Origin of the sequence: Dictyobacter kobayashii (assembly GCF_003967555.1) — a bacterium.
GTDB classification, from domain to species: Bacteria; Chloroflexota; Ktedonobacteria; order Ktedonobacterales; family Ktedonobacteraceae; genus Dictyobacter; species Dictyobacter kobayashii.
Genome location: NZ_BIFS01000001.1, coordinates 3264951 through 3287288 on the forward strand (window position 1 = coordinate 3264951; position 22338 = coordinate 3287288).

The 22338-nt window shown below is 50.5% G+C and carries 18 protein-coding genes and 2 pseudogenes; 8 read left to right on the forward strand and 12 right to left on the reverse strand.

What is annotated here, in order from left to right; translation table 11 throughout:
- Nucleotides 1-5: 5 nt before the first annotated feature.
- A complete protein-coding gene (locus EL645_RS14350; RefSeq protein WP_126551121.1) occupies nucleotides 6-1160 on the reverse strand; it encodes a hypothetical protein in 1155 nt (384 codons plus the stop codon).
- Between the two features lie 750 nt (nucleotides 1161-1910).
- On the opposite strand from EL645_RS14350, the gene EL645_RS14355 reads away from it, so the two are divergent.
- Nucleotides 1911-3509 (forward strand): alpha,alpha-trehalose-phosphate synthase (UDP-forming), encoded by a 1599-nt coding sequence (locus EL645_RS14355; RefSeq protein WP_126551123.1) that lies wholly within the window; start codon nucleotides 1911-1913, stop codon nucleotides 3507-3509.
- A gap of 141 nt (nucleotides 3510-3650) precedes the next feature.
- On the opposite strand, the gene otsB is transcribed toward EL645_RS14355, so the two are convergent.
- The 6 genes from otsB to EL645_RS14385 all read right to left on the reverse strand — a co-directional run bounded on the left by otsB (nucleotide 3651) and on the right by EL645_RS14385 (nucleotide 9973).
- Nucleotides 3651-4421, reverse strand: a complete 771-nt coding sequence (gene otsB, locus EL645_RS14360; RefSeq protein ID WP_126551125.1) for a trehalose-phosphatase — start codon at nucleotides 4419-4421, stop codon at nucleotides 3651-3653.
- Between the two features lie 318 nt (nucleotides 4422-4739).
- Complete coding sequence (locus tag EL645_RS14365) at nucleotides 4740-5267, reverse strand: amylo-alpha-1,6-glucosidase (RefSeq protein ID WP_126551127.1); 528 nt, start codon at nucleotides 5265-5267, stop codon at nucleotides 4740-4742.
- Nucleotides 5248-6915 carry an amylo-alpha-1,6-glucosidase gene (locus EL645_RS14370; protein ID WP_126551129.1) on the reverse strand — a complete coding sequence of 556 codons (1668 nt, stop codon included), beginning with the start codon at nucleotides 6913-6915 and terminating at the stop codon, nucleotides 5248-5250. Before EL645_RS14370 ends, EL645_RS14365 begins: the two co-directional genes overlap by 20 nt.
- Before the next feature lie 550 nt (nucleotides 6916-7465).
- Complete coding sequence (locus tag EL645_RS14375) at nucleotides 7466-8455, reverse strand: aldo/keto reductase (RefSeq protein ID WP_126551131.1); 990 nt, start codon at nucleotides 8453-8455, stop codon at nucleotides 7466-7468.
- Nucleotides 8456-8829: 374 nt separating this feature from the next.
- Complete coding sequence (locus EL645_RS14380) at nucleotides 8830-9213, reverse strand: DUF3037 domain-containing protein (protein WP_126551133.1); 384 nt, start codon at nucleotides 9211-9213, stop codon at nucleotides 8830-8832.
- On the reverse strand, nucleotides 9191-9973 hold the full coding sequence (locus EL645_RS14385) for a HipA family kinase (protein WP_126551135.1): 783 nt from the start codon (nucleotides 9971-9973) through the stop codon (nucleotides 9191-9193). The genes EL645_RS14380 and EL645_RS14385 overlap by 23 nt, the downstream gene beginning before the upstream one ends.
- 218 nt (nucleotides 9974-10191) lie before the next feature.
- Here EL645_RS14385 and EL645_RS14390 point away from each other — a divergent pair, with 218 nt between their 5' ends.
- Nucleotides 10192-10941, forward strand: a complete 750-nt coding sequence (locus tag EL645_RS14390) for an SDR family NAD(P)-dependent oxidoreductase (RefSeq protein ID WP_126551137.1) — start codon at nucleotides 10192-10194, stop codon at nucleotides 10939-10941.
- A gap of 124 nt (nucleotides 10942-11065) precedes the next feature.
- Here the strand turns inward: EL645_RS14390 and EL645_RS14395 are convergent, their stop codons facing one another.
- Nucleotides 11066-12031 carry a sugar kinase gene (locus tag EL645_RS14395; protein WP_126551139.1) on the reverse strand — a complete coding sequence of 322 codons (966 nt, stop codon included), beginning with the start codon at nucleotides 12029-12031 and terminating at the stop codon, nucleotides 11066-11068.
- A 134-nt stretch (nucleotides 12032-12165) separates the two neighbouring features.
- Between EL645_RS14395 and EL645_RS14400 the strand changes: the two genes are divergently transcribed.
- From EL645_RS14400 to EL645_RS14420, 5 genes are all read left to right on the forward strand, one after another.
- Nucleotides 12166-12795, forward strand: coding sequence for a bifunctional 4-hydroxy-2-oxoglutarate aldolase/2-dehydro-3-deoxy-phosphogluconate aldolase (locus EL645_RS14400; RefSeq protein ID WP_170207715.1), 630 nt, complete (start codon nucleotides 12166-12168; stop codon nucleotides 12793-12795).
- Between the two features lie 100 nt (nucleotides 12796-12895).
- Nucleotides 12896-13765, forward strand: a complete 870-nt coding sequence (locus EL645_RS14405; RefSeq protein ID WP_126551141.1) for an SMP-30/gluconolactonase/LRE family protein — start codon at nucleotides 12896-12898, stop codon at nucleotides 13763-13765.
- Between the two features lie 41 nt (nucleotides 13766-13806).
- Nucleotides 13807-15084, forward strand: coding sequence for a nickel-dependent lactate racemase (gene larA / locus EL645_RS14410; RefSeq protein WP_126551143.1), 1278 nt, complete (start codon nucleotides 13807-13809; stop codon nucleotides 15082-15084).
- 69 nt (nucleotides 15085-15153) lie between these two features.
- On the forward strand, nucleotides 15154-15639 hold the full coding sequence (locus tag EL645_RS14415; protein WP_126551145.1) for a hypothetical protein: 486 nt from the start codon (nucleotides 15154-15156) through the stop codon (nucleotides 15637-15639).
- A gap of 184 nt (nucleotides 15640-15823) precedes the next feature.
- Nucleotides 15824-17371, forward strand: a complete 1548-nt coding sequence (locus EL645_RS14420; RefSeq protein WP_126551146.1) for a phospholipase C — start codon at nucleotides 15824-15826, stop codon at nucleotides 17369-17371.
- A gap of 279 nt (nucleotides 17372-17650) precedes the next feature.
- On the opposite strand, the gene EL645_RS40015 is transcribed toward EL645_RS14420, so the two are convergent.
- Both EL645_RS40015 and EL645_RS45420 read right to left on the reverse strand, forming a co-directional pair.
- Nucleotides 17651-17938 (reverse strand): methylated-DNA--[protein]-cysteine S-methyltransferase, encoded by a 288-nt coding sequence (locus EL645_RS40015; RefSeq protein WP_281276304.1) that lies wholly within the window; start codon nucleotides 17936-17938, stop codon nucleotides 17651-17653.
- 35 nt (nucleotides 17939-17973) lie between these two features.
- A pseudogene (locus EL645_RS45420) lies at nucleotides 17974-18153 on the reverse strand (methylated-DNA--[protein]-cysteine S-methyltransferase); the annotation flags it as partial.
- A gap of 366 nt (nucleotides 18154-18519) precedes the next feature.
- On the opposite strand from EL645_RS45420, the pseudogene EL645_RS45425 reads away from it, so the two are divergent.
- Nucleotides 18520-19543 (forward strand): annotated as a pseudogene (locus EL645_RS45425) (alpha/beta hydrolase).
- Between the two features lie 156 nt (nucleotides 19544-19699).
- Here EL645_RS45425 and EL645_RS14435 read toward each other — a convergent pair.
- Together EL645_RS14435 and EL645_RS14440 are read right to left on the reverse strand one after the other, a co-directional pair.
- Nucleotides 19700-20650: a GNAT family N-acetyltransferase gene (locus EL645_RS14435; protein ID WP_161977370.1), complete on the reverse strand. Its 951-nt coding sequence runs from the start codon at nucleotides 20648-20650 to the stop codon at nucleotides 19700-19702.
- A 36-nt stretch (nucleotides 20651-20686) separates the two neighbouring features.
- The gene (locus EL645_RS14440; RefSeq protein WP_126551150.1) at nucleotides 20687-22309 is read right to left on the reverse strand and encodes a glycoside hydrolase family 3 protein; all 1623 of its coding nucleotides are present in this window, start codon (nucleotides 22307-22309) and stop codon (nucleotides 20687-20689) included.
- Between the last annotated feature and the right edge of the window lie 29 nt (nucleotides 22310-22338).

Here is a 22338-nt window from a genome sequence, read left to right on the forward strand (position 1 = left end):
TTGTCCTATTTTTTAGAGTCGGCGTCCACAAAAATCTGTGCAGGTCGACGAATAAGTGAGCTCCGAGCCGCAGTATTGCCAGTCGAACCATTCATGAGCGAGCCACTGTTCGTTCCACCGAACTGCCGGGAAGACTGAACCGAAGGTTGCCCTTTCGGAGTCTCCGGGCGTTGCTCTGTTGTTTGTTGGATCATATCTAAGCCCCGACGTAAAGTCATCATATCGCGCATAAAGCAGGCGACAGCAGATGCTGCCGAACCTTTTTCCTTTGACGTCTCATAGCGACGGGCAGTAGCTTCACCAGCCAATTGAGCCGCCTCCGCCATCGGATCGGAGGTTTTAGCTGCATAGGCGTCCTGGAAGATATCATCCCAGTTGCCCCAGCGACCACGTAGTGGCTTCCAGCCTAGCTGGCTATCACTAATGGTACGCCATTTCTCTTCGGTGAATTGAATCCAGTCCTCTAATAAACGGTTGAAAGCAGCCACTTGTTGACGCAACTGTTCCTCCTCTTGTGAGGGTCGTTGTGAAAAGCTTTGTGGCAAACCATCGGTACTCTGAGTACTTACGAATTCGTTATTATAAGTGTTATTTGCCCCGGGCTGATAATTCATCGCGGGTTGACCTGCGAAGCCATTGGGAGAGAAATCATGTGCTCCAGGAAAGAATCCTGAGCCATTAAATGGCTGCATACCTTCGCCTGGCATCTGGCCACCGGGCATACCTAGCATAGGCAGCTCAGTACCAGCTGGCAATTCGCCGATGACATGAATTCCATTCGCACCCAACAAAGGGCTCATAATGGTCGTGCCATCTTGTAGCATAATACTATCGCTCATGCCAGAGTTTCCACCAATGACAATTTCCTCATGCCCGACCGCATCAAGGATGCGCCAGGCGAGGTGTGGATGTTGTATAGACCACCAGACGCGGCGGCCAATAAAAACGCTTGCAAATGTAAAATTTACTACCAGCCAGACAATACCACGCACCGCTAACCAGTTGACGAGCGCTATAACAATAATGATATACCATGGGTTTTGCTGTCCCGCCTCCTCAATAAAAGTTAGTACGGCTGCGACAGTGAGGCTGGGATCGCGCAACGGATTGATGAAATCCAGTATACGCCAAAACCATTTCCTACCGGTCGTCTCTTCCAAATTTGCGCTCCTCTCAATAGTGCCACGGGTCAGGTAAAACACGTAATTCTCTCTGCTTCTCGCAGGGCAATTCTAGCATGATGCCCCATAGCACCGCAAAGTTTTACTCAACGGATAGTAGTTATGGGTTATATCTATATAGTATCTGATAAAGGGTTACCAGTAAATAAGTATATACGACATGAATAGCGACAATTGAGAATATCAGGCAGCCGGAGATAAGGTAAACCAACATCCTGATCGCTTTTCATTAATCAAAACGAGTACTTCGTCGAGTCTTGATATAGGTGGGACTATTGTCTCATCTTGTCTAAATGAGGATAACCGTGACGAGCAATTTTTTGTGGATGAAATGCGTCTTATTTAGAGTAAGGAAATCAAAACGCACAAACATGCAACAAAAATTGAGTCGATTAACTGCCTATCATTCGTGTCATGTGTGAGAACTCAACGCTGCCATGAGGTAAATAAAGCCTGGGAGCAGTTAGATCACAAAAGAGACTTCAGGTGTTGTCTCCATAAATCTGTTAGAAGGCCATCACAAGCAGAGCCTAGGCATTCTGCTTTATTGTATGGTAACATTATTCTTGGGGACTTGCATAGCTCCGTCATGCATGATTAGGTTTGTTAGTAGGTCAAACCGTGTCAGAGAGAGGTACAGACCTCTAAAAGAAGCGATGGACTTTTGAGCCAATCGATACACGGTACCGAAGACAAGAACAGTAAACACCTGTTAGAAAGGATATACCCATGCCCACGCGGAAGACGACAAAGGTCCCTCCTCCGCAGTTATCGCACGCTCAACGTCTGATCATTGCTTCAAACCGAGGTCCAGTTGAATTTCAGCTCAAGCAAGATAAGACGCTTAAAGCGAGGCGCGGTGCTGGCGGTATGGTGACGGCATTGATTGATGCCGGTAACCGTATGGAGGTCTCGTGGGTTGCAATGACCATGACTGATGGGGACCGCCTGGCTGTGAAGAAAGCCCAGCAAGAGAATAATGGCATTCTACAATCGCCTATCCCTGGTCAAAAAATGCAACTGCGCTATGTTTCTGTATCTAAAGAAGCATACCGTAAACACTATGAAAAAATCAGTAATGAGCTGCTCTGGTTTCTGCAACACTATATGTATGATCCTACGCAGGATTCCGCTTCAGCAGACCAGCTACAGGATGCCTGGCAGAACGGGTATACCGTGGCCAACCAGGCTATCGCTGATGCTGTCTGTGTCGAGATCGAGAGTGAAGATACCGTGCCTGTCGTGATGTTGCAGGACTATCATCTCTATCTGGCGCCACTGATGATTCGCCAGCGGCACCCAACCATTATTATGCAGCAGTTCATCCATATCCCCTGGCCGGACGTGCGCTGCTGGCATTTCTTACCCAGCAATATTGCCCAGGCCATTTACAGTGGTCTGGTTGGTAACGATATCATCGGTTTTCAGACCGAGCGCGATGCGCGCAACTTCCTGGAAGGGGCTCGCACCCTCTTAGATGGGGCGGTAGTGGACTTCGAGGAAGGAGCGATCTGGTGGCAGGGGCATCGTACCCAGACGAGGTCATATCCTATCTCAATTTCGGTCTCGGAAGAGCGCCGTGTGGTCAACAGTGCTGCTGGACGCCGGGCGGCCGAGCAAATGAAGAAATTACTTTGTGACTACACCATTATGCGGGTTGATCGTGTTGAGCCAACCAAAAACATTGTACGCGGCTTTCAAGCCTATGAAGATGTGCTTGAGAAACATCCAGAACTACATGGGAAAGTTACTTTCCTCGCCTTCCTGGTGCCCTCGCGCCAGACCCTCCCCACTTATCGCCGTTTCGACGGAGATGTGCGTGCGATAATTGAGGAGATCAACAATAAATATGGTACGGAAGAATGGACGCCCATCCAGGCATTCTTTGGTAATGACCGTGTAAGAGCATTGGCCGCGATGCAGTATTATGATGTGCTGCTCGTTAATCCGATCATCGACGGCATGAACCTGGTTGCTAAGGAAGGTCCGGCTGTCAATCAGAGTGATGGGGTGCTGGTCTTATCACGTACTGCTGGAGCATTTCAGCAACTGGCCAAGGGTTCTATTCCTACCTCTCCAACCGATATCTTCGAAACCTCTCAGGCTTTATATCAGGCTTTGACTTTGCCAGCTGAAGAGAGACATTTGAAGGCAACCCTGGCCCGCCAGGCGGTTGAACGCAGTGATCTAAACGTATGGATGGCTCGACAGATTTCTGATATCAATGAGTTGTTGGAGCGCGTCTTTTCAAGCACCGCACCAACACCTGTTGTATCATCAAATATCGATCCTACCTCAGGCACACCCATCGTTGCCAATATGGCCTAGTGTGTGTCACTGATAATAGCAGTGCTTGCTAAAACTGATGTATAGCGATGCAACTGTAGAGGTACCTGAATGGTACCCCTACGATTGCCTCCGTATGAGAGTTCTAAGCCTTCTGGCTACTGATGTCGATGGTTATTTTTTTCAATAGCTCCACCATCGCCTCAACCCCTGGACAATGGTGTCCGCATGTTCGAGGAGCGCTGGCGGTGTATCTGGATGTTGGACCACAATTCCGTGGGTGGCATAGCCGTCCTGGCGTAGTCGTTCAATTTCTATCATACCGTGCAGATCTGTTCGATCGTCACCAGCGAAGATGACTCCCTGTAAGGCAAAGTGTTCGACGAAGCGACGGAGCGCTTTCCCTTTATTTATTGTGAGCGGTGCAAGTATTTCAACCGCTCGTTTGCCTTCGTCGATATGCATATGCAATCTGGCAGCAGGCTCTTTTAGCGCCTCAAGGATTATTTCACGAGCCTGCTCTGGATCTGGGGCGAGACGATAATGTAGCGTTCCACCGATACTTTTGCGTTGCACAATCAAGCCTGGTATCTGAGGTACCAGTACTTTTTCGGCCAGGTCCAGCAGCTCCTTACCTGGTTGTATATATGGTTCCGCCTCTGGAATCAGCTCTATTTTGTGTGTGCCTGGTAATCCGTCGCACCATTCCAGCCCATGGGTCCCTATATAAGTTAACCCCTCTACATTGACTATGCGCGCCCCATCTGCTACGGCTCGGCCGGTAATGATGCCGGCATGCGCAAACTGGCTGGCTTGCTGTAAATAATGTGCGGCCTCCGGGTAGAGATGTGCCTCATCGGGTGTCGGGGCAATCGGGCTTAATGTACCATCTATATCAAATACCAATCCAAGGGGATGTTGACTGAGCACGTGGGAGATATCCTTTGATACCATCGCATCTTCTCCATCTTCTAGTTTATATGCATGTATATAGGCTGATGAATACTGACTATTCTTGCTTACTATGTCTGATCTAGCTGAAGTTTGTCAATGGAGCCTCCGAGCATAGAGGCGGGCGGGTGCATTCGCACTCGATTTTTCTTTAGTGCAAAAAAAGTGCGCAGCGCGCACTTTTTTTGCACTAAAGAAAAGAGAGAGGAGGAGCACTTTTTTGCACTAAAGAAAAGAGAGAGGGGGGATAGTCAGGAGTGGTGCATATAATTGAAATATGCACCACTCCTGACTATCCCTCAGATGCGGTGGTGATGGATATTAGTAAAGAACGCGCACATCGACGGAGTTATCGCGGCCGATAGAGACATCGGTCTGGCTACCCTGGCGATTGAAACGTAGATGCAGGCGTTGTGAGCCTACAGAGAGGCCATTGATCTCCAGGCTGGTAAGCCAGTCTGGTAGGGTCGGCTGATGTATGGTCAGGCGGCTCTCAGCGGCATTGGGATGCAAGCCTAGCAAAGAGAAGAGCAGGGCAACAGGTGCGCCAGCGGCCCAGGCCTGAGGTGAACAAGAGACCGGATAACGGGTCGGGCCATAGCCTTCGCGGCGCTCAAAACCGCAATAGAGCTCAGGCAGTCGGGCGTCAGCGAAATGCTGGCTGGCATCGAAGAGGCTCTTAAGCAACTGGCCTGCTTCCTCTTTACCATCATAAAGAGCAAAACCGGTACCAACCAGGGCCGTATCATGGGGCCAGACCGAGCCATTGTGATAGCTCAAAGGATTATAGCGGGCGGCCTGGGTTGAGAGGGTACGCATACCCCAGCCACTAAACATATCCTTGCGCATCAGGGCGCTCAATGACCTGTCGGGCTTTATCATCAGGCAGAATACCACTCCAGAGACACTGTCCAGCATTCGAGGATACCACAGCGCATGGCTCTTTATTTTCGGCCAGTGCCATATAGAGACTCTGTTCGGCTTCCCACCAATAGTGTTCCAGGAAGTTTTTCTGCAATGTCTCGGCCTTTTGGTCCCAATCCTGGGACATTTCTTGCCGATTGGTGCGGCGCGCCAGATAGCTCCCTGCGCGGTAAGCGGCATAGGCGTAGCCCTGGACCTCACATACCGCCAGCGGTGCATCGGCAAGCCGTCCATCGCTATGCGACATACTATCCCAGGCATCTTTCCAACACTGATTGCCCAGGCCTGTTTTGGCCGCACGGCGATATTCCAGGAACGAATCTCCATCGCGGTCCCCATAGTTGGTCATCCAGTCGATTGCCGCCTGGATGTTAGACCAGTGCTGATCTAAAAAGACCGTATCATTGGTCCAGCGCATATAGGCTTCAAACAAAATTAAGAATAGTGGGGTCGCATCAATCGTTCCATAGTAAGGAATATAGGGAATCTCACGGCAAGCGGCCATCTCACCTTTTCTGAATTCATGCAGAATTTTACCAGGTTCTTCATCTGTAAATGCATCGATTTTGGTACCCTGATAGGCAGCCAGCAGGGCCAGGGTGCCGCGAGCCACCTGTGGATACAATGGTAGGAATTCCAGGGCCGCAATCAGACCATCGCGTCCAAAAGGACAATTGAACCAGGGGATACCTGCATAAGGATAATAGCCATAAGGCGTCATCGTGCTCAGCATCATAAGGTCCTGGATGCCACGCTCCAGCAAGCGGTTAAAGAAAGGATGATCGGTCTCGATGGTGGGATGCTCAGTTTCGCGCCACAGGGTGGCGGCCTGAGCGGTCGCTAATTTTTCCTGACTCGACTCATCCAGGTGTAATAGCAAGGTAATCTCTACCGGCTCACCACGTTTGAGTTGTAATTTCCAGTCCAACTGGTCTGCTTGCACTGATGATGGTGAAGGGGATGCCTGAATTGCCGTAGAACGCATTACCTGGTCGAGTCCCTGGTAGCTAAGTTGCATACCATTCTGACCAATTTTGACCGGTTGCTGCACACCACGCTGCTCACGTACAGTCCCGCGTACCTCAAACATATCACAATAATCGGCTCCCACCGCCAGGCTCAATGTAAGAGAGAGATCGGTAGTATGAAAATTGGTAATAGTAAAAGTCTGTTTAAGATAATCTTGTTCTAAATCGATAAAGCGATCCACATGTACCACACCCTGTTCCAGGAGTGTATCTGCTGTCAATTGTAGTGGCATATTGGTGAGATCGATATGACATGCGTCGCTCATCTGCGAGGTTTGATGTGAAAGAGCAACCAGTTTTTTCCCTTCCAGAAAGAGATTACATGTACGCAGGAAACGCGTCCCATGGCGGAACAATCCCATTTCCTGGCGTGTCGAGAGTAGGTCACCACACACATCTAAGAGGAGAAAACTATCCCCGCATTTAAGCGTAATCGATGTTGCATTAACCTGTTCTTTTTCCTCAATGAGCTTGATTGCCTCTGATTGTACCTGCTCACCTTCAACGATAGGTAGCAGGGCCACATGCATTTTGTCATCTATCATGACAGTTTTCCCTACCTAGTAATAATGAAAATGCCCACGTATTAGTGTGGGTGAAATGCAAAAATGGGTAACAGTGGCGCGTTGGCTTGCTACACTGAGAGGTCTACCACAAAGGGGGTGCACCAAAGGAAATGCGATGTGTCCAGAAAAAGTATAGGATGCACATGCATCTCGGGGCGTCTCTGCCTCCCTGTCACGGTTCCTGGTGAAGCCGCTGTGGGTGTACTTCTACCTCTATGTTTAAGTACCCTTTGATACTTATCGTACCTCATGCTACCTACTACTATACAGCAGGAGAGTAATTCATAGTCCATAGTATTAGGACATTTAGTATCTCTTATAGTACCATAGTGTAGTCGGGCTATGAATTATAGCGGTAGTCACTGGAACGATTTGGCTATCTGGTAGAAATAAGATTGCATATATAAAGCGAGTATGCGGATTTGACATATAGCTAGATTAATTGTGGAATCGAGCTGCATTTCGGATAGCTGGAGCTGAAAAGTGTGCTGCCATTGATGAGCTAACATTAATGGCAGCAATGACTGGTTTACCAGCGAGAATGAACCTGGGCACGGATGCGGCTGTCGTAGAGCTCCTGGATGCGGCGCATTGTCTCGTCGCTCAGAGGAGCCAGATTTGAGGCCTGGGTATTGCTGAGGGCCTGATCTGGATTTTTAGCTCCCGGAATAGTGGTCGAAACCTCAGGGAACATGAGAATCCAGCGCAAGGCGAATTGGGCTAGCGTGGTCCCTTCTGGAACCAGGTCGCGCAATTCCTCGACTGCCTGCAGGCCAGTCTCATAATCAACGCCAGAGAATGTTTCGCCCTGGTCAAAGGATTCACCGTGACGGTTGTAATTGCGATGATCATTGGGGCCAAACTGCGTATCTGCCTTGAATTTGCCGGTCAAGAGACCACTGGCCAGTGGGACGCGCACAATGATGCCAACGTTACGCTCACGAGCGGCGGCAAAGAATTCTTCAGCGGGTTTGAGCCGGAAGATGTTGAAGATAATCTGTACCGTTTTCACGTTAGGATATTGAATAGCTTTAAGTGCCTCTTCAACCTTCTCAACGCTGACGCCGTAGTTGCGGAGTTTTCCTTCTTGAACCAGGGTATCCAGATGGCCAAAGACTTCTGGGATATCATAGACCTCAGATGGTGGACAATGGAGTTGTAATAGATCCAATGCCTCAACATCCAGGTTGCGCAGGCTGCGTTCCACAAAGCCTCTTAGGTTCTGAATATTGTTATAGCCTGCGGCCACATGCGGATTCAGTCTGCGACCAGCTTTGGTGGCAATAAACAAAGGCTCGCTGCGCTCCTTGCGTACCCGGGCCACCAGCTGTTCCGAATGGCCATCGCCATAGACATCGGCAGTATCAATAAAATTGACACCTTCATCGATCGCTTTATGTAAAGCCGCCAATGCGGTGGTATCATCTGTTTGTCCCCAGGCATCGCCACCGATACCCCAGGAGCCAAAGCCAATCTCAGAGGTATTCCAACCTGTGCGTCCAAGTGCACGATAATGCATTTCATTGTCCTTTCTGGAATTGCATCCTATCATCATCGTTTCCCTATAGCTTATCGCAGAGTAGAGGACAATGCCAAATCGACAAAAGAAATCTCAGGATTTTTTAATGTTCCTCTTTGGCGCCTGCGGCGCCGGGTTGGGCGTGTGGAGTGTGTGATGGGCGGCTGCGGCCGCCCACCACACACTCCACACCTGAAAGAATGGGCATCTTCTCGTTTGCTCGTACTCTCCATGTTTGCAGGAGGGAGGAGGCTGCGGCCGCCGAGCACACACACTCCACATCTGAAATAATGGATCCCTTATCGCTTGTTAGTGCTCTCTCTGGCCGAACAGTAAAAAGCCCGGAAGAAATCTCGTGTGCATGCTGGAGATGCTTAGAGCACCAATTTTTGTAGCAGGCTATCGAGTGCGCTTTCAGGCTGCTGGCAGAGTCCTGAATGGACTGGCGAGGTTTGAATAATTGTGCTTCGTGGCGAGACCAGCCAGTGGAAGCGTTCAGATTGAGAAAGCTGACCAAGGGGGCCGCTCCCCTCTTTGCCTGAGCAGACAAGTAGTAGATGATCAAGTTGAATCTGGACCGCCTTTAAATCTAAGTGAGGTGCGAACGCATTAATGCGAGCCTCATCCAGATGGATGCGGGCTCCTAGAAAGCGGCGAGTGCGACAGAACAAAATCACCCCTACATTGATACATTCACCGCGCTCGACGCCGGGCACGATGCGGATGATGGCATAATCATATGAGCTGGTCGCGGGCACGCAGGGCCTCCTCTACAAAGATTGACGAATGCTCCAGGCGATCCAGCAGATAATTCAGATATGCTTGTCGATGGAGTGTTGGTGTGGCAAAGGTCGCATCCTGTTCCAACCAGGATTCTGGGATCAGATCGATAATCGTTTTGAGCTGATCGGCTGCTAGCTGGTTTCTTGCCGATTGATCAGCTTCCGCTAGCTTGCTTGCTACCGGCAATAGGACATGGCTTTTAATAGTAGTAAATGGGATGCGGCTACGTGCCATGTAATCCGCGTTGACGTGATGGAAATAGAGAGAGGCTCCATGATCAATCAACATCAGACGACGATGCCACCAGAGCATATTCGTATTGCGGGGTGTGCGATCCACATTGGTCACAAAGGCGTCAAACCAGACGATAGAGGAGGCCAGCAGTGGATCTAGATCGACGGTGTCCAGGGCGTCAAAGGCCAGGGCGCCCGGCAGAAAATCCAGCGCCAGGTTCAGGCCCGCGCTTGCTTTCAGCAACTCCTGAATCTCAAAATCAGGTTCCGAACGACCCAACACCGGGTCCAGTTCCATAAAGACAATTTCGGGGACAGGAAGCCCCAGGGCGCGAGCTATTTCTCCTGCTACCAGTTCAGCAATCAGAGCTTTCAGGCCTTGACCGGCGCCGCGAAACTTCAGGACATATAGTCCATCGTCATCGGCCTCTACAATTGCTGGCAGTGATCCTCCTTCTCGCAATGGGGTCACGTAGCGTGTGGCGGTAATTGTTCTCAGCATATATTTATTCTAGCATAGGTTTGCCTCATCTGTACGCCGAAAACATACTGGAATCTGCTAGATAACAGAAAGCTAGCTGTTCCAATGAGATAAGTATCCTAATTTGATCCCCTCAGTGAACTTTTGTCGTCTTCTATTCGTGTTATAGCTATATATCCAATGGATGAATTTAAAAGGCTAGAGAATATATTCTGTACAGAAGAGGTTTACAATAATATATGGCAAACTCACTACAGGGTAAAGTTGCCCTTATCACCGGAGCATCATCAGGTATTGGCGAAGCATCTGCCCTCTCGTTGGCAGCCGAGGGAGCACATGTAGCTGTGGTGGCACGACGTGGAGATCGCCTACAGGAACTTATTCACCGTATTCATGATCTTGGTGGCCAGGCTTTGCCAATCGTAGCAGATGTCGCTGACGAGCAGCAGGTCAAAGAGATGGTTAAACATGTCAAAAATAAGCTGGGCCGTATCGATATCCTTGTTAATAATGCTGGTGTGATGCTGCTGGGCCAGATCGATGGTGCCAATACTGAAGACTGGCGCCGTATGGTAGCCATCAACGTCATGGGCCTGATGTATACCACACATGCTGTTTTGCCTATTATGAAAGAACAAAATAGAGGCCATATCGTCAATATTTCATCCGTGGCAGGCCGGGTCGCGCGGGCTGGTAGCGGCGTCTATAATGTCACTAAATGGGGGGTGGTAGCGTTTTCAGAGGCATTAAGGCAGGAGAGCTATAAAAATAATATCCGTGTGACTGTGATTGAGCCTGGGGCTGTGGCGACTGAATTGACTGACCATATTACCGATGAGAATGCCAAAAAACAGCAGGGTGAGTGGTTGCAAGGGCTGACCCCCTTAGAGAGTGAAGATATTGCTGCTGCGATCGTCTATGCTGTAACCCAGCCTGAGCGTGTCAATGTCAACGAGATCTTGATCCGCCCCACCGGCCAGGATCGCTAATATTATTTTTTAACTACTCGAAAAATGTATGAAGAAGTATTAAAAGCACTTGTATCGCACCAGGCTTTGTGCCCGGTGCGATACAAGTGCTTTTAGCGGAAGCGTTTGTTGGTTTCTGTTTGGATCAGGGCTTTAATGTCGGACGGGGTAAAGATGGCGATGTCGCCCGGGGTGCAGCGTTTAAGCGTAGCCAGGGCGTTGCCGAATTCGAGGGGGTAAGACCAGCGCTGCCGCGTTGGGCTGCCAGATCCTGGTAGAGTGGCCCACCCAGATATGCATAAAGATAACCCGCATCAAAGGCATCCCCCGAACCAAAGCGAGCCTTGCCCTCGGTAGGGAAGATGGCTGCCTGGGCATATTTCCCATGGTCTAGCTGGGCTGACCCCTCACTTCCCATAGTTAATACCAGCGTCTTATCGATTCCAAAGCGCTCAGCCATCTGATGTAAAACTGTCTCGGCGTTCCCGTGAAAGCCCCATAGCTCACTGGCATCGGCGCTGGCACAGAAGAGGATACGCGCCTGTTGGCAGGCCTGCTCAATCTGTCTGGTTGCTTCGCCTGGCGACCAGAGTTTGGCGCGGTAATTGACATCGAATGAGAGTGGTACCTGTCTGGCCTGAGCCCGTTCCAGCAATCGCTGAAAAACTTGCCGTGTGTTGGCACTGAGCGCCGGCGTGATGCCCGTAAGATGGAGCATGCGTGCCTCATCTACCATGTTGTATGCAACCGCCTCAGGATCAATCAGGGCACAGGCCGAATTGGCACGATCATAGTAGACCTGTAGTCCAAGTGGCAGCGGTGCCTCCTCAACGTAAAAAGTACCCAGGCGTGCAGTCGCGGACGCCCAGCTAATGGCGCCAGTATCGATGCCATGACTGCGTAGCTCAGTCTCCACATGTTTTCCCATTGGGTTATCGGGCAAGCCTGACAGCCATGTGACTCGATAATTGAGACGGGCCAGACTAGCCAGCGTATTGGATTCGCTACCACCAACATAAATATTCAAGGCTGGTGCTATCTCAAGCCTGCTACCACCAGTCGTGGTCAGGCGAAACATCGTTTCACCGAAACTAACAACATCTACCGGCATAGTCTGCCACCTTCCTTTAACATCTACTTCTATTCCCCCAAGCCCAGCATCAAACCCATAGCAGATTAGATACACTTTTGTACATGATATAATGAGTTAACTGCAGAAGACAACTACAAAAAAGGACTGTTGTTATGTCACAACAAAGCATAAAAACCCTTAAACCTCGTATGCCAATCGCTATTGTACGCTTAGATAACCTTGAGGATGCGCTTGAGATCAGCGGCGCGTTACTAGAGGGTGGTATTACCACGCTTGAATTTACGTTGACCAATGCGCAGGCCAACGAGGTCATTACAAAGGTGCGGCACGAGTTTGGCGAGCGCTTAATCGTTGGTGCTGGTACGGTCCTGGACGGAGCGATGGGGCAGGCCTCTATTGATGCCGGTGCGCAATTCCTCGTCACACCGATCCTGGCCCTGGATGTGATTGAGAAGGGCAAAGAACATGCTATCCCGGTGGTGTGTGGATCTTATACCCCAACCGAGATCTGGACCGCATGGAAGGCTGGTGCCTCCCTGGTCAAAGTCTTTCCAGCCAGTCAACTGGGACCGACTTATTTCAAAGACGTCCTGGCTCCATTGCCTGATCTCAAACTGGTCCCGACCGGGGGCGTTAATTTGCAGACATGTGCTGCTTTCTTAAAGGCTGGTGCTTATACTGTAGCCGTAGGTAGCCAGCTTGTTAGCAAAGAGATCGTTAATAACAAAGATTGGGCTGGACTGACCACACTGGCACGCCAGTATAGTGAGGCATGTCAATAATTCAAATGAGCTCGCCTGAATATCTTAAGCACGGCTAACTTTATTAATTTTATTGATTTTATATCTCGTGTCAGCGTTGGGGTTGAAAGGATGTCGCACCATGAGCAATGTCGAGCATATATTACCATGTCGAAATAAACTGGGGGAGGGACCTGTCTGGAGTGTAGATGAACAGGTCCTCTACTGGGTGGACATTGAAAATGATTGTTATCATCGACTGGACCCGCTGTCAGATAAGCACGATGTTATTCCTGTCGGTGTACCGATTGGCGTGCTGGCATTGCGAACCTCTGGTGGCCTGGTCATGGCCACTAAAAAAGGCTTTGCACTGTGGGATGAAGAGGAAAAGAAACTTACCTATATCGCTCGCCCTTTCGGAGAAAATCCTGACCTGCGCTTCAATGATGGTGCCGTCGATTGCCGTGGACGTTTCTGGGCTGGTACCATGGCTGATGGAGAGAATGTGCAGGAGCGTGGCACGCTCTATCGGTTAGATCCAGATGGTTCTGTACATGCGATGATCACCGATATTGGCGTTTCTAACGGTATTGGTTGGAGTCCCGATAATCGAACCATGTATTTTACTGACTCACCAACTTATACCATCGTAGCCTATGATTTTGATGCTGAGACTGGGACTATCTCTAATCGCCGTATTTTTGTCGAAACACCAGCTGAAGAAGGTGATCCGGATGGACTGACCGTGGATAGCGAGGGTTATATCTGGAGCGCTTACTGGAATGGGTCCAAAGTGGTGCGCTATGATCCGCAGGGCCAGGTTGACCAGGTTATTCAGCTACCAGTATTGCGTCCAACCGCTCCGGCCTTTGGGGGCCAGTATCTGGATGAATTGTATATCACCTCCGCCTTGCCAGAAGAGGATCAGAGAGCAGCTTATCCACTGTCGGGTGATCTCTTTCGCGTCAAGGTTGAAGTTAAGGGATTGGCCAAATATAAATTCGCCGGTTAAGTATGCTCATAGGCTTTGCATAGCTGAAAAGAGGATTGCTCATGCGTGTCCAGATTCCATATGGAAGTGCTGCTCGTACCATTACCGTGCCAGAGCAGGCGCTAGTGTTACATTCACATCCCATTCCTCCGTTGGAAGATGAGCGAGGAACGTTCCTCAAGGCATTGCGCCATCCGATTGCCAGCGTTCCGCTATCAGAGCGGTTGAGCTCAAATGATCATGTGGCCATTGTTATCTCGGATATTACACGCCCCACTCCCAACGAGCGTATCGTGCCCTGGCTGCTGGAAGAGCTATCTTTTATTCCCCGCTCCCAGATAGTCATCCTCAATGGTACCGGCTCGCACCGGGCCAACACACGTGAAGAGTTGATCCGGATGCTGGGTCAAGAGATTGTAGACAGCATTGAGATAGTCAATCACAATGCTTTTGCTCCGGAGGAATTAGTCTCCCTGGGAGACAGCGCATCTGGTGTCCCTATCTGGGTGAATCGGCGCTATCTGGAAGCTGACTTCCGGATCGTCACCGGTTTTATTGAGCCCCACTTTTTCGCTGGTTTTTCTGGCGGTCCAAAGGGGATTATTCCCGGCCTGGCCGGTATCCAGACCATCCAGGCCCTGCATAGCGCGCCCCTGATTGGAGATCAACATTCGACCTGGGCTTTGCTGGAAGGGAATCCCATTCACCAGGGCATTCAAGATGCAGTCAAACTGTGCCCACCAGAATTCCTGGTCAATGTAACGCTGGATCTGGAGAGGCATATCACCGGAGTTTTTGCTGGCGACTATATTCGAGCCCATTATGTCGGTTGTGCCGAGGTTGCGCGCACAGCCACACAAGCAGTCGATAAACCCTTTGATATTGTGATTACCAGCAACAATGGCTATCCGCTCGACCAGAATCTTTATCAGAGCGTCAAAGGCATGACGGCAGCAGCCCAGATTGTACGCCAGGGAGGAGCCATCATTGCCGTCGCCGAGTGCCGGGATGGCCTGCCCGAACATGGTAACTTCAAAACCTTATTACAGATGCGTGACAATCCGGCTGCACTACTAGAATTGATCAACCAGCCGGATTTCCAGATGCACGATCAATGGCAGGTTCAGAAGCAGGCTCTAGTACAGATTCAAGCTGATGTCTATCTGCATTCCAGTCTGCCCAATGAAGTCGTACACTCTGCCCAACTACTGCCCGCCCCAGACCTGCAGGGTACCCTTGACCAGCTCATTCAACGCTACGGGCCCCAACCCACCATCGCCATCCTCCCCGAAGGCCCCGTGATGGTCCCATACGTAGCGGCCCCAACCACCCCTGCATAATTGCAGAACAGCATATGGGTATGTGAACAGCCTCCATATCCATATGTACCCCTATCCTCAATTGCCCGTGTGGATGGAAGCAGGCGGCCGCAGGTACCCCTATCCTCAATTGCCCGTGTGGATGGAAGCAGGCGGCCGCAGGTACCCCTATCCTCAATTGCCCGTGTGGATGGAAGCAGGCGGCCGCAGGTACCCCTATCCTCAATTGCCCGTGTGGATGGAAGCAGGCGGCCGCAGGTACCCCTATCCTCAATTGCCCGTGTGGATGGAAGCAGGCGGCCGCAGGTACCCCTATCCTCAATTGCCCGTGTGGATGGAAGCAGGCGGCCGCAGGTACCCCTATCCTCAATTGCCCGTGTGGATGGAAGCAGGCGGCCGCAGGTACCCCTATCCTCAATTGCCCGTGTGGATGGAAGCAGGCGGCCGCAGGTACCCCTATCCTCAATTGCCCGTGTGGATGGAAGCAGGCGGCCGCGGCCGCCTGCTTCCATCCACACCACCACAACCCTGAGGTTTTGCGCCGCAGGCGCAAAACCTCACCTCAATCAACCATAATGAAGCAAAAATAGAGGCATTGCCTAAAAAAGTTACATAAAATATATAAATATATAATATTGCGAACACTTAAGCACAAATTAACATGAATTTACATTTAGTTAATAATTGAATGTTATCATCTTGTTGGTAGAGCCCCTATAGAATAAAGTAATACTATTTAAAAAAAGGGGATAATGTATTAATGTTTAAATTTTTGCGCACAACAGCTACCATCCTGGCTCTAGGATCGGTGCTGGTGGGTGGCGTCGCTGCTGCTAACGCGGCCTCGAGCCCCACGCCTGTGGATGCCGCTGTACAGGCAAAAACAACCACACCAATTAAGCATGTGGTTGTTTTGTTTCAAGAAAATGTGTCCTTTGATCACTATTTTGGCACATATCCTAATGCCACCAATCCTGCTGGCGAGCCTACTTTTAAGGCAGCAAACAATACGCCAACAGTGAATGGTTTAACGGGTGGTCTGCTTACCAACAATCCTAATGCGGCCAACCCACAGCGCCTGGATCGCTCACAGGCTCTGACCTGTGACCAGGATCATGCTTACACGGATGAGCAGAAGGCCTTTGACCGCGGTTTAATGGATAAATTTGTGGAGTCGGCAAGTGGTGGAAGTTGTAAAGATAAATCTATTGTTATGGATTATTACGACGGCAACACCGTCACTGGTTTATGGAACTACGCCCAGCACTATGCCATGAGCGATAACTCCTTTGGAACCACCTTTGGCCCTTCGACCCCTGGTGCTCTGAACCTGGTTTCTGGACAGACCCATGGTGCAACGCCAGCAGACTTCGGTTATCCTGGCTACCCGGTGACCTCCAATGGTACTTTCCTGAACGATGGTGATCCAACCTATGATGCTTGCTCTGCCAAAGGCACAACCATTGCCATGTCTGGCACCAACGTAGGTGATCTGCTCAATGCGAAAAACGTTACCTGGGGCTGGTTTGAGGGCGGTTTCGCACCATCCTCTAGCGCTAATGGACAAGTAGTTTGTGGCACGACCCATAACAATATTGGTGGTACCGCTGTAAAGGATTATATTCCTCACCACGAGCCATTCCAATACTACAAATCTACTTCCAATCCACAGCATTTGCCACCAACTTCCACTGCGATGATTGGTAAAACTGACCAGGCAAACCATCAGTATGATCTGCAGAACTTCTGGGCTGCTACTGATGCTGGTCATATGCCTCAGGTCAGTTTCCTGAAGGCCGCTGCCTACCAGGATGGCCATGCTGGTTATTCCGATCCATTGGATGAGCAGCATTTTGTGGTGGATACCATCAATCGCTTGCAGAAGCTGCCTACCTGGAAAAATACCGCAGTCGTTATCGCTTATGATGACTCCGATGGCTGGTACGACCATGTCATGGGACCAATCTTGAGCCAGTCTAATGATCCTAACGATGCCTTAACCGGAGCTGGACAGTGTGGCACACCTAAAGCTGGTGCTTATACTGGTCGCTGTGGCTATGGCCCACGCCTGCCTTTGCTGGTGATCTCACCATATGCCAAACAGAACTTCGTCGATAACACACTTACTGACCAGTCCTCGATCTTGAAATTTATCGAAGACAACTGGCAGCTGGGTCGCATCGGTGATCAATCTTTCGATTCGATCGCTGGTAGTTTGTCAAACATGTTTGACTTCTCAGCACATCGCGATGGGGATGATCGCAATCTTTTCCTTGATCCACAAACAGGGAAGCCCACGCGCCGCTAAGGTTGCGTCAATAAGTATGATGCGCTCTATCAAAGGCCATATCCATCATTAACATGGATATGGCCTTTTTTTGTATTCATAGTTAGGTGTATCGCTGCTGTGCGGACGTGCGCTGGCGCGCCCGCAACTATTTGTGTGCTGCAAGCAGTGCGCTCGGCGCACTGCTTGCAGCACACAAATAGAGTATGAGCGCTATTGGCGAGAACAGTACGCCGAGCGTACGGTTTGTGCCAACAGAAGAAATAGAGTATGAGTGCTGTTGGCGCGGGCCGTATGTTTTTAGATTTTTCTGGTTTCGTGTTGTAGGAGCCAGTGTTTGCGTTGCAGGCCGCCGGCGTAGCCTGTTAGAGAGGTGTCGGCGCCAATGACACGGTGGCAGGGCAGTACAATGGCGACAGGATTAAGGGTGTTGGCCGCCCCAACTGCGCGATAGGCTGTTGGTTTACCCAGCTGCATAGCCAGCTGTCCATAGGTCTTTGTGGTCCCGGCTGGAATGGTACGTAAGGCCAACCAGACCTTTTGTTGAAAGGTTGTGCTCCCGTATTCACTGGAATTGTATCCAGGCAATGGTAGTCGCCTGCGAAATATGAGCGGAGCTGACTACTAAAACCACAGGGATCTGCAACGCGTGTCAACTGGACCTCTCCATAGCGCTTCCGTAACAGGGTTAGCATACGTTGTTCATAATCTGAATAGTCTAAGGAGCATAGCCTCTCTCCATCAACTACCAGCACAACCTTTCCAATCGGGGAGTCGAGTGTGTCGTAGCGTAGTTCTTTCATCTGTATCTGCCTTTCAAAGATGGTTGGTAGCCTTCATCATACCTCACACATCAAATAGTGGCTGGCGGTTTTCGGATACAGACATAAGCTTTGATGTTCGTCCAGAGATCACGAGCAAGCGAGAAGATAGACATTCTTTCATGTGTGGAGTGTGTTTGGTGGGCGGACCACGGCCCGCCCACCAAACACACTCCACACTCCCAACCCGGCGCCGCAGGCGCCAAAGAGGAACATGAAAAAGCCCTGCTCTCGACCCGTTTTTTGTCAGAGCTAAGGCAAGGATGTTATGCTTAAGGGGATATGCGTCGAACAGATAATAACGAAATTAGTGACAGGTGACAGACGCACCTATGAGAGGAGAATATTATGTTGCCATGGTCCGCACCGTTGAGCGGGCGTTTTGATGAAGTAGTGTTTGAGAGCCAGGTCCTCAAAGATAATCCATTACACGATCCCTATCAGCGTCCATTATGGATTTATTTGCCGCCCGGTTATGATGAGGAGCCAGAACGGCGCTACCCCTCGGTATATATGATCCAGGGGCTGACGGGCCAGCTGGATATGTGGCGCAATCGTTCGGCATTTCGCAAGAATTTTCCTGAACTGGCCGATGAGCTCTTTACGCGTAAAGAGGCGCCCCCCTGTATTATTGTATGGGTAGATTGCTGGACCTCATATGGCGGTAGTCAGTTTGTGGATTCGCCAGCGACCGGGAAATATCATACCTATCTCTGTAATGAGATTGTGCCATGGATCGATGCCCATTATCGTACCCTGCCTGCTCGTGAGCATCGGGGATCGCCGGTAAATCGAGTGGTGGTTATGGCGCGATGATCACGCCTATGTTGCGTCCCGATCTATGGGGCGGACTGGCTACACATGCTGGCGATGCTTTGTTTGAGATGTGCTATTTACCAGATTTTCGCCACTCTATTCGTACCTTGCAGAGCCGCTATGAAGGTTCCTACGAGAAATTCTGGGAAAGCTTCCGCAATCGTATCCCATTCACCCAACCAGGTGATGAAGCGCCTATGAACGATTGGTGTATGGCCGCCTGTTATTCAGCTGATCCGGATGGCACTGTACACTTGCCCTATGATTTAGAGACCGGGGAACTGATTCCAGAGGTGTGGGAACGCTGGCTGGCCTGGGACCCGGTGCGCATGGCCCGCAACATGCAGATGCTTTGCGTAGCATGAAGGCCATCTATATCGATGCTGGCAATCGAGACCAATACTTTTTGGACCTGGGAGCCAGGGCATTCTATAAAGTGTTGAAGCAGCTCGGCGTGAACGAGGTCTCCTTTGAGCTATTTGATGGCACCCATTCCGCCATCGAATATCGCTATCCCATCAGCTTGAAGTACCTGGCGGAACGGCTGACTCCATAGCCGAGTGCTAGCTGGTGATCCTTTGATACAAGCTAAGTTCTATCCGTCTCTACCGATAGGGGATTGAATGCTCTTATCGGAATTCAAGTCCCGAGGCTGGAGGCACAAGGATGTGTCTCCAGCTTTTTTACTGGCTTTCTTGCCGTTTCCAGTAACTTAAATGTCGCGCACGCAGGGATGATAGGCGCGCCACTTGTCGTAGCCAACTTTGGCATAAAAATCGGTTAATTCAACCCAGTCGATGAAGCAGTTCTTCACACCGCGTTCTTTCAACACTTCTGAGGCGCCGGCCACCAGGGCCAGGCCGATGCCGCGCCCTCGTTCGCTTTCGGCGACGCCCACGGCTCCCATGGCCCCGGCGGTCTCTCCCAGTAGATCCTGCCAGATCATATCGGTGCGTTCAGGATGTGATTGGGGTGAGTACATAATCAGCGTACCCAGAATACGACCATCTTCATCCCGTGCCACCAGCAAGTCACGATAATCACCAAGGTCGGCACATTGCTCATACTGAGGGAGCCAGTTAGCGAAATGTTTAGCCTCAAAGGTCAGCACATCCGTAACATTCTGGCTCTTTGCACTGGTAATCGTGATTTTTTCCGTGTTTAAACGCTCAATGATGCGTTCAGGGGTCCGATATGCTGTCAAATCCTGTGCCAGATCATAGACAGTAGCGGAGAGATCCCAGCCCTTTGCTTGAAAGAAGGCCATGGCAGCAGGAAGATTATCGGGTACACCGCACCAGAAGCGTGGACTGACGCTACCCAGGCGTACCGACTTCAGGCCACTGGAGCGAAAATGATCCAGGGCCGCATCATGTAGCGCGCTACCAATCCCTTGTCTATGTGCATCTGGATGAATCAGCAGGGCGGCCAGTTGCCCTACTTTTTCTGCACCATAGGAGCGTTTGAATGTGGCAACAAAACCAACGATCTGGCCGTTGATGCGGGCCACAAAATGCTGCGGTTCGGTTCCATGAAGCACTTTTTGCAAGCGTGGTTGAGTCAGAGGCCATACAGATGAGAGGGCAGCTTGCCAGAGCGCATAGACGTCCGCAGCATCGCGGTTCGCGTCATAATGCTGAATGTGTTCAGTTGTGACTTGCATTTTGTGTGTCCTATCTAGCATGATCTAAGCAGTAGATTACGAAGTCAGAGCATACAAGCCAGGGATACTAACAGGAAGTTGCCCCTGGGCGACAATCTCGCCAAAGAGCACGCGCGCCGCCGCTAGCAATGCCGGTGGTGTACATTCATATGTAACCAGATAGGTTTCCAGCTGAGGCATGGCCAGCAAATCGTATGGATTATAAACAGCCAGTCCCACGACAGGTTTTCCGTATTGCAGCAAGTGTCGGACAAAATCTCCTTGATAGCGATCCAGATTTGCATTCACTGTCACTACTATAATCATAGCAAAATCACTAACCTTCTGGTCAATCCCTTGCATGGTTTCTACAACATTTTGTGCTGTAATAGTCAAACTCTCTATATTCGCATGTCGTTTGCGCAGTTCTGTTACAAATGACTGGGTGGCCTCTGTTTTATCGGCTGCAAAGGTATAGGTGGATGGCTGTAAGATAGTTACAAGCACACGTTGATCTGGATTAAGAGCAAGCGGTAGGAGCTGTTGTTCATCGCGTACCACGGTCGTAGAGAGGGCATAGGCGCGATCACGTAACTCAAGATGGTCGGGCCGACTAATCGTTGCCAGCTGTTCAGCTGTCGGAAGGTCATCCCATGAGAGCAGTTGCTGTTTCAGCTTTAAGACACGCTCACAGGCTTCCTGAATATCCTGTACTGCCAGCTCACCTGTTTCCAGCGCTTGCCTGGTGGCCTCTATGCCACCTTTCTGGCGTGTGTACTGATGCGAAATCAATATCAGGTCATTGCCCGCCTGCAGGGCCATGAGCGCGCCACGTTCAACGCCAATGGTTTCAGCAACCGCATTCATCTCCATGCAATCAGTAATGATCAGTCCTTTATAGTCCAGTTTATGGCGCAAGAGCTCACGTACAATGGCGGGCGAGACCGTCGCTGGCAGCATCTCATTAGCTGGCATCAATGCAGGCAGATAGAGGTGTCCTATCATAATGCTGTCTGCCCCGGCTTTGATCCCTTCATAGAATGGTAAGAGCTCCAGGCTCTCCAGGCGCTCGAGTGTATAAGGGAGGCTGGGGAGGGCCAGATGCGAATCGACGGCGGTATCGCCATGGCCAGGAAAGTGTTTCAGGCTGGTAATCACGCCAGTATCGCGGTAGCCCTGAACCATTGCAGCTATGTGTTGGGCTACCTGCTGTGGATCTTCGCCAAATGAACGGATACCAATTACCGGATTAGCCGGATTATTATTGACATCCGCTACCGGGGCCAGATTCATATTGATGCCCAGGGCCTTCAATTCACGACCCGTGGCCTGAGCCACCTCGCGCGTCAATGCCGTCGAATTGATTGCTCCCAGCGTCATATTTCCCGGAAAAACGGTCGTGCTATCGCCAAAGCGGCGCACCATGCCATTTTCCTGATCGATACTGATCAAGAGCGGATAGCGCTGGCCGGCCGCGCGTGCTATCCGCTGCAGCGATTGTGTCAGCTCTTGAATCTGCTGTATATTTTGCAGATTGCGCTTAAATAGCACAATGCCGCCTACGTGATAACGCTGGATCAGCTCAATGATCTCAGGGGTCACCGTTGGGCCGGGAAATCCAACCACAAATAACTGGCCGATCTGTTCTTCAAGGCTCAGACCATCGGTAAGATGTTGCATAGCTTGTTTCTTCCTTGTCTATACACGAA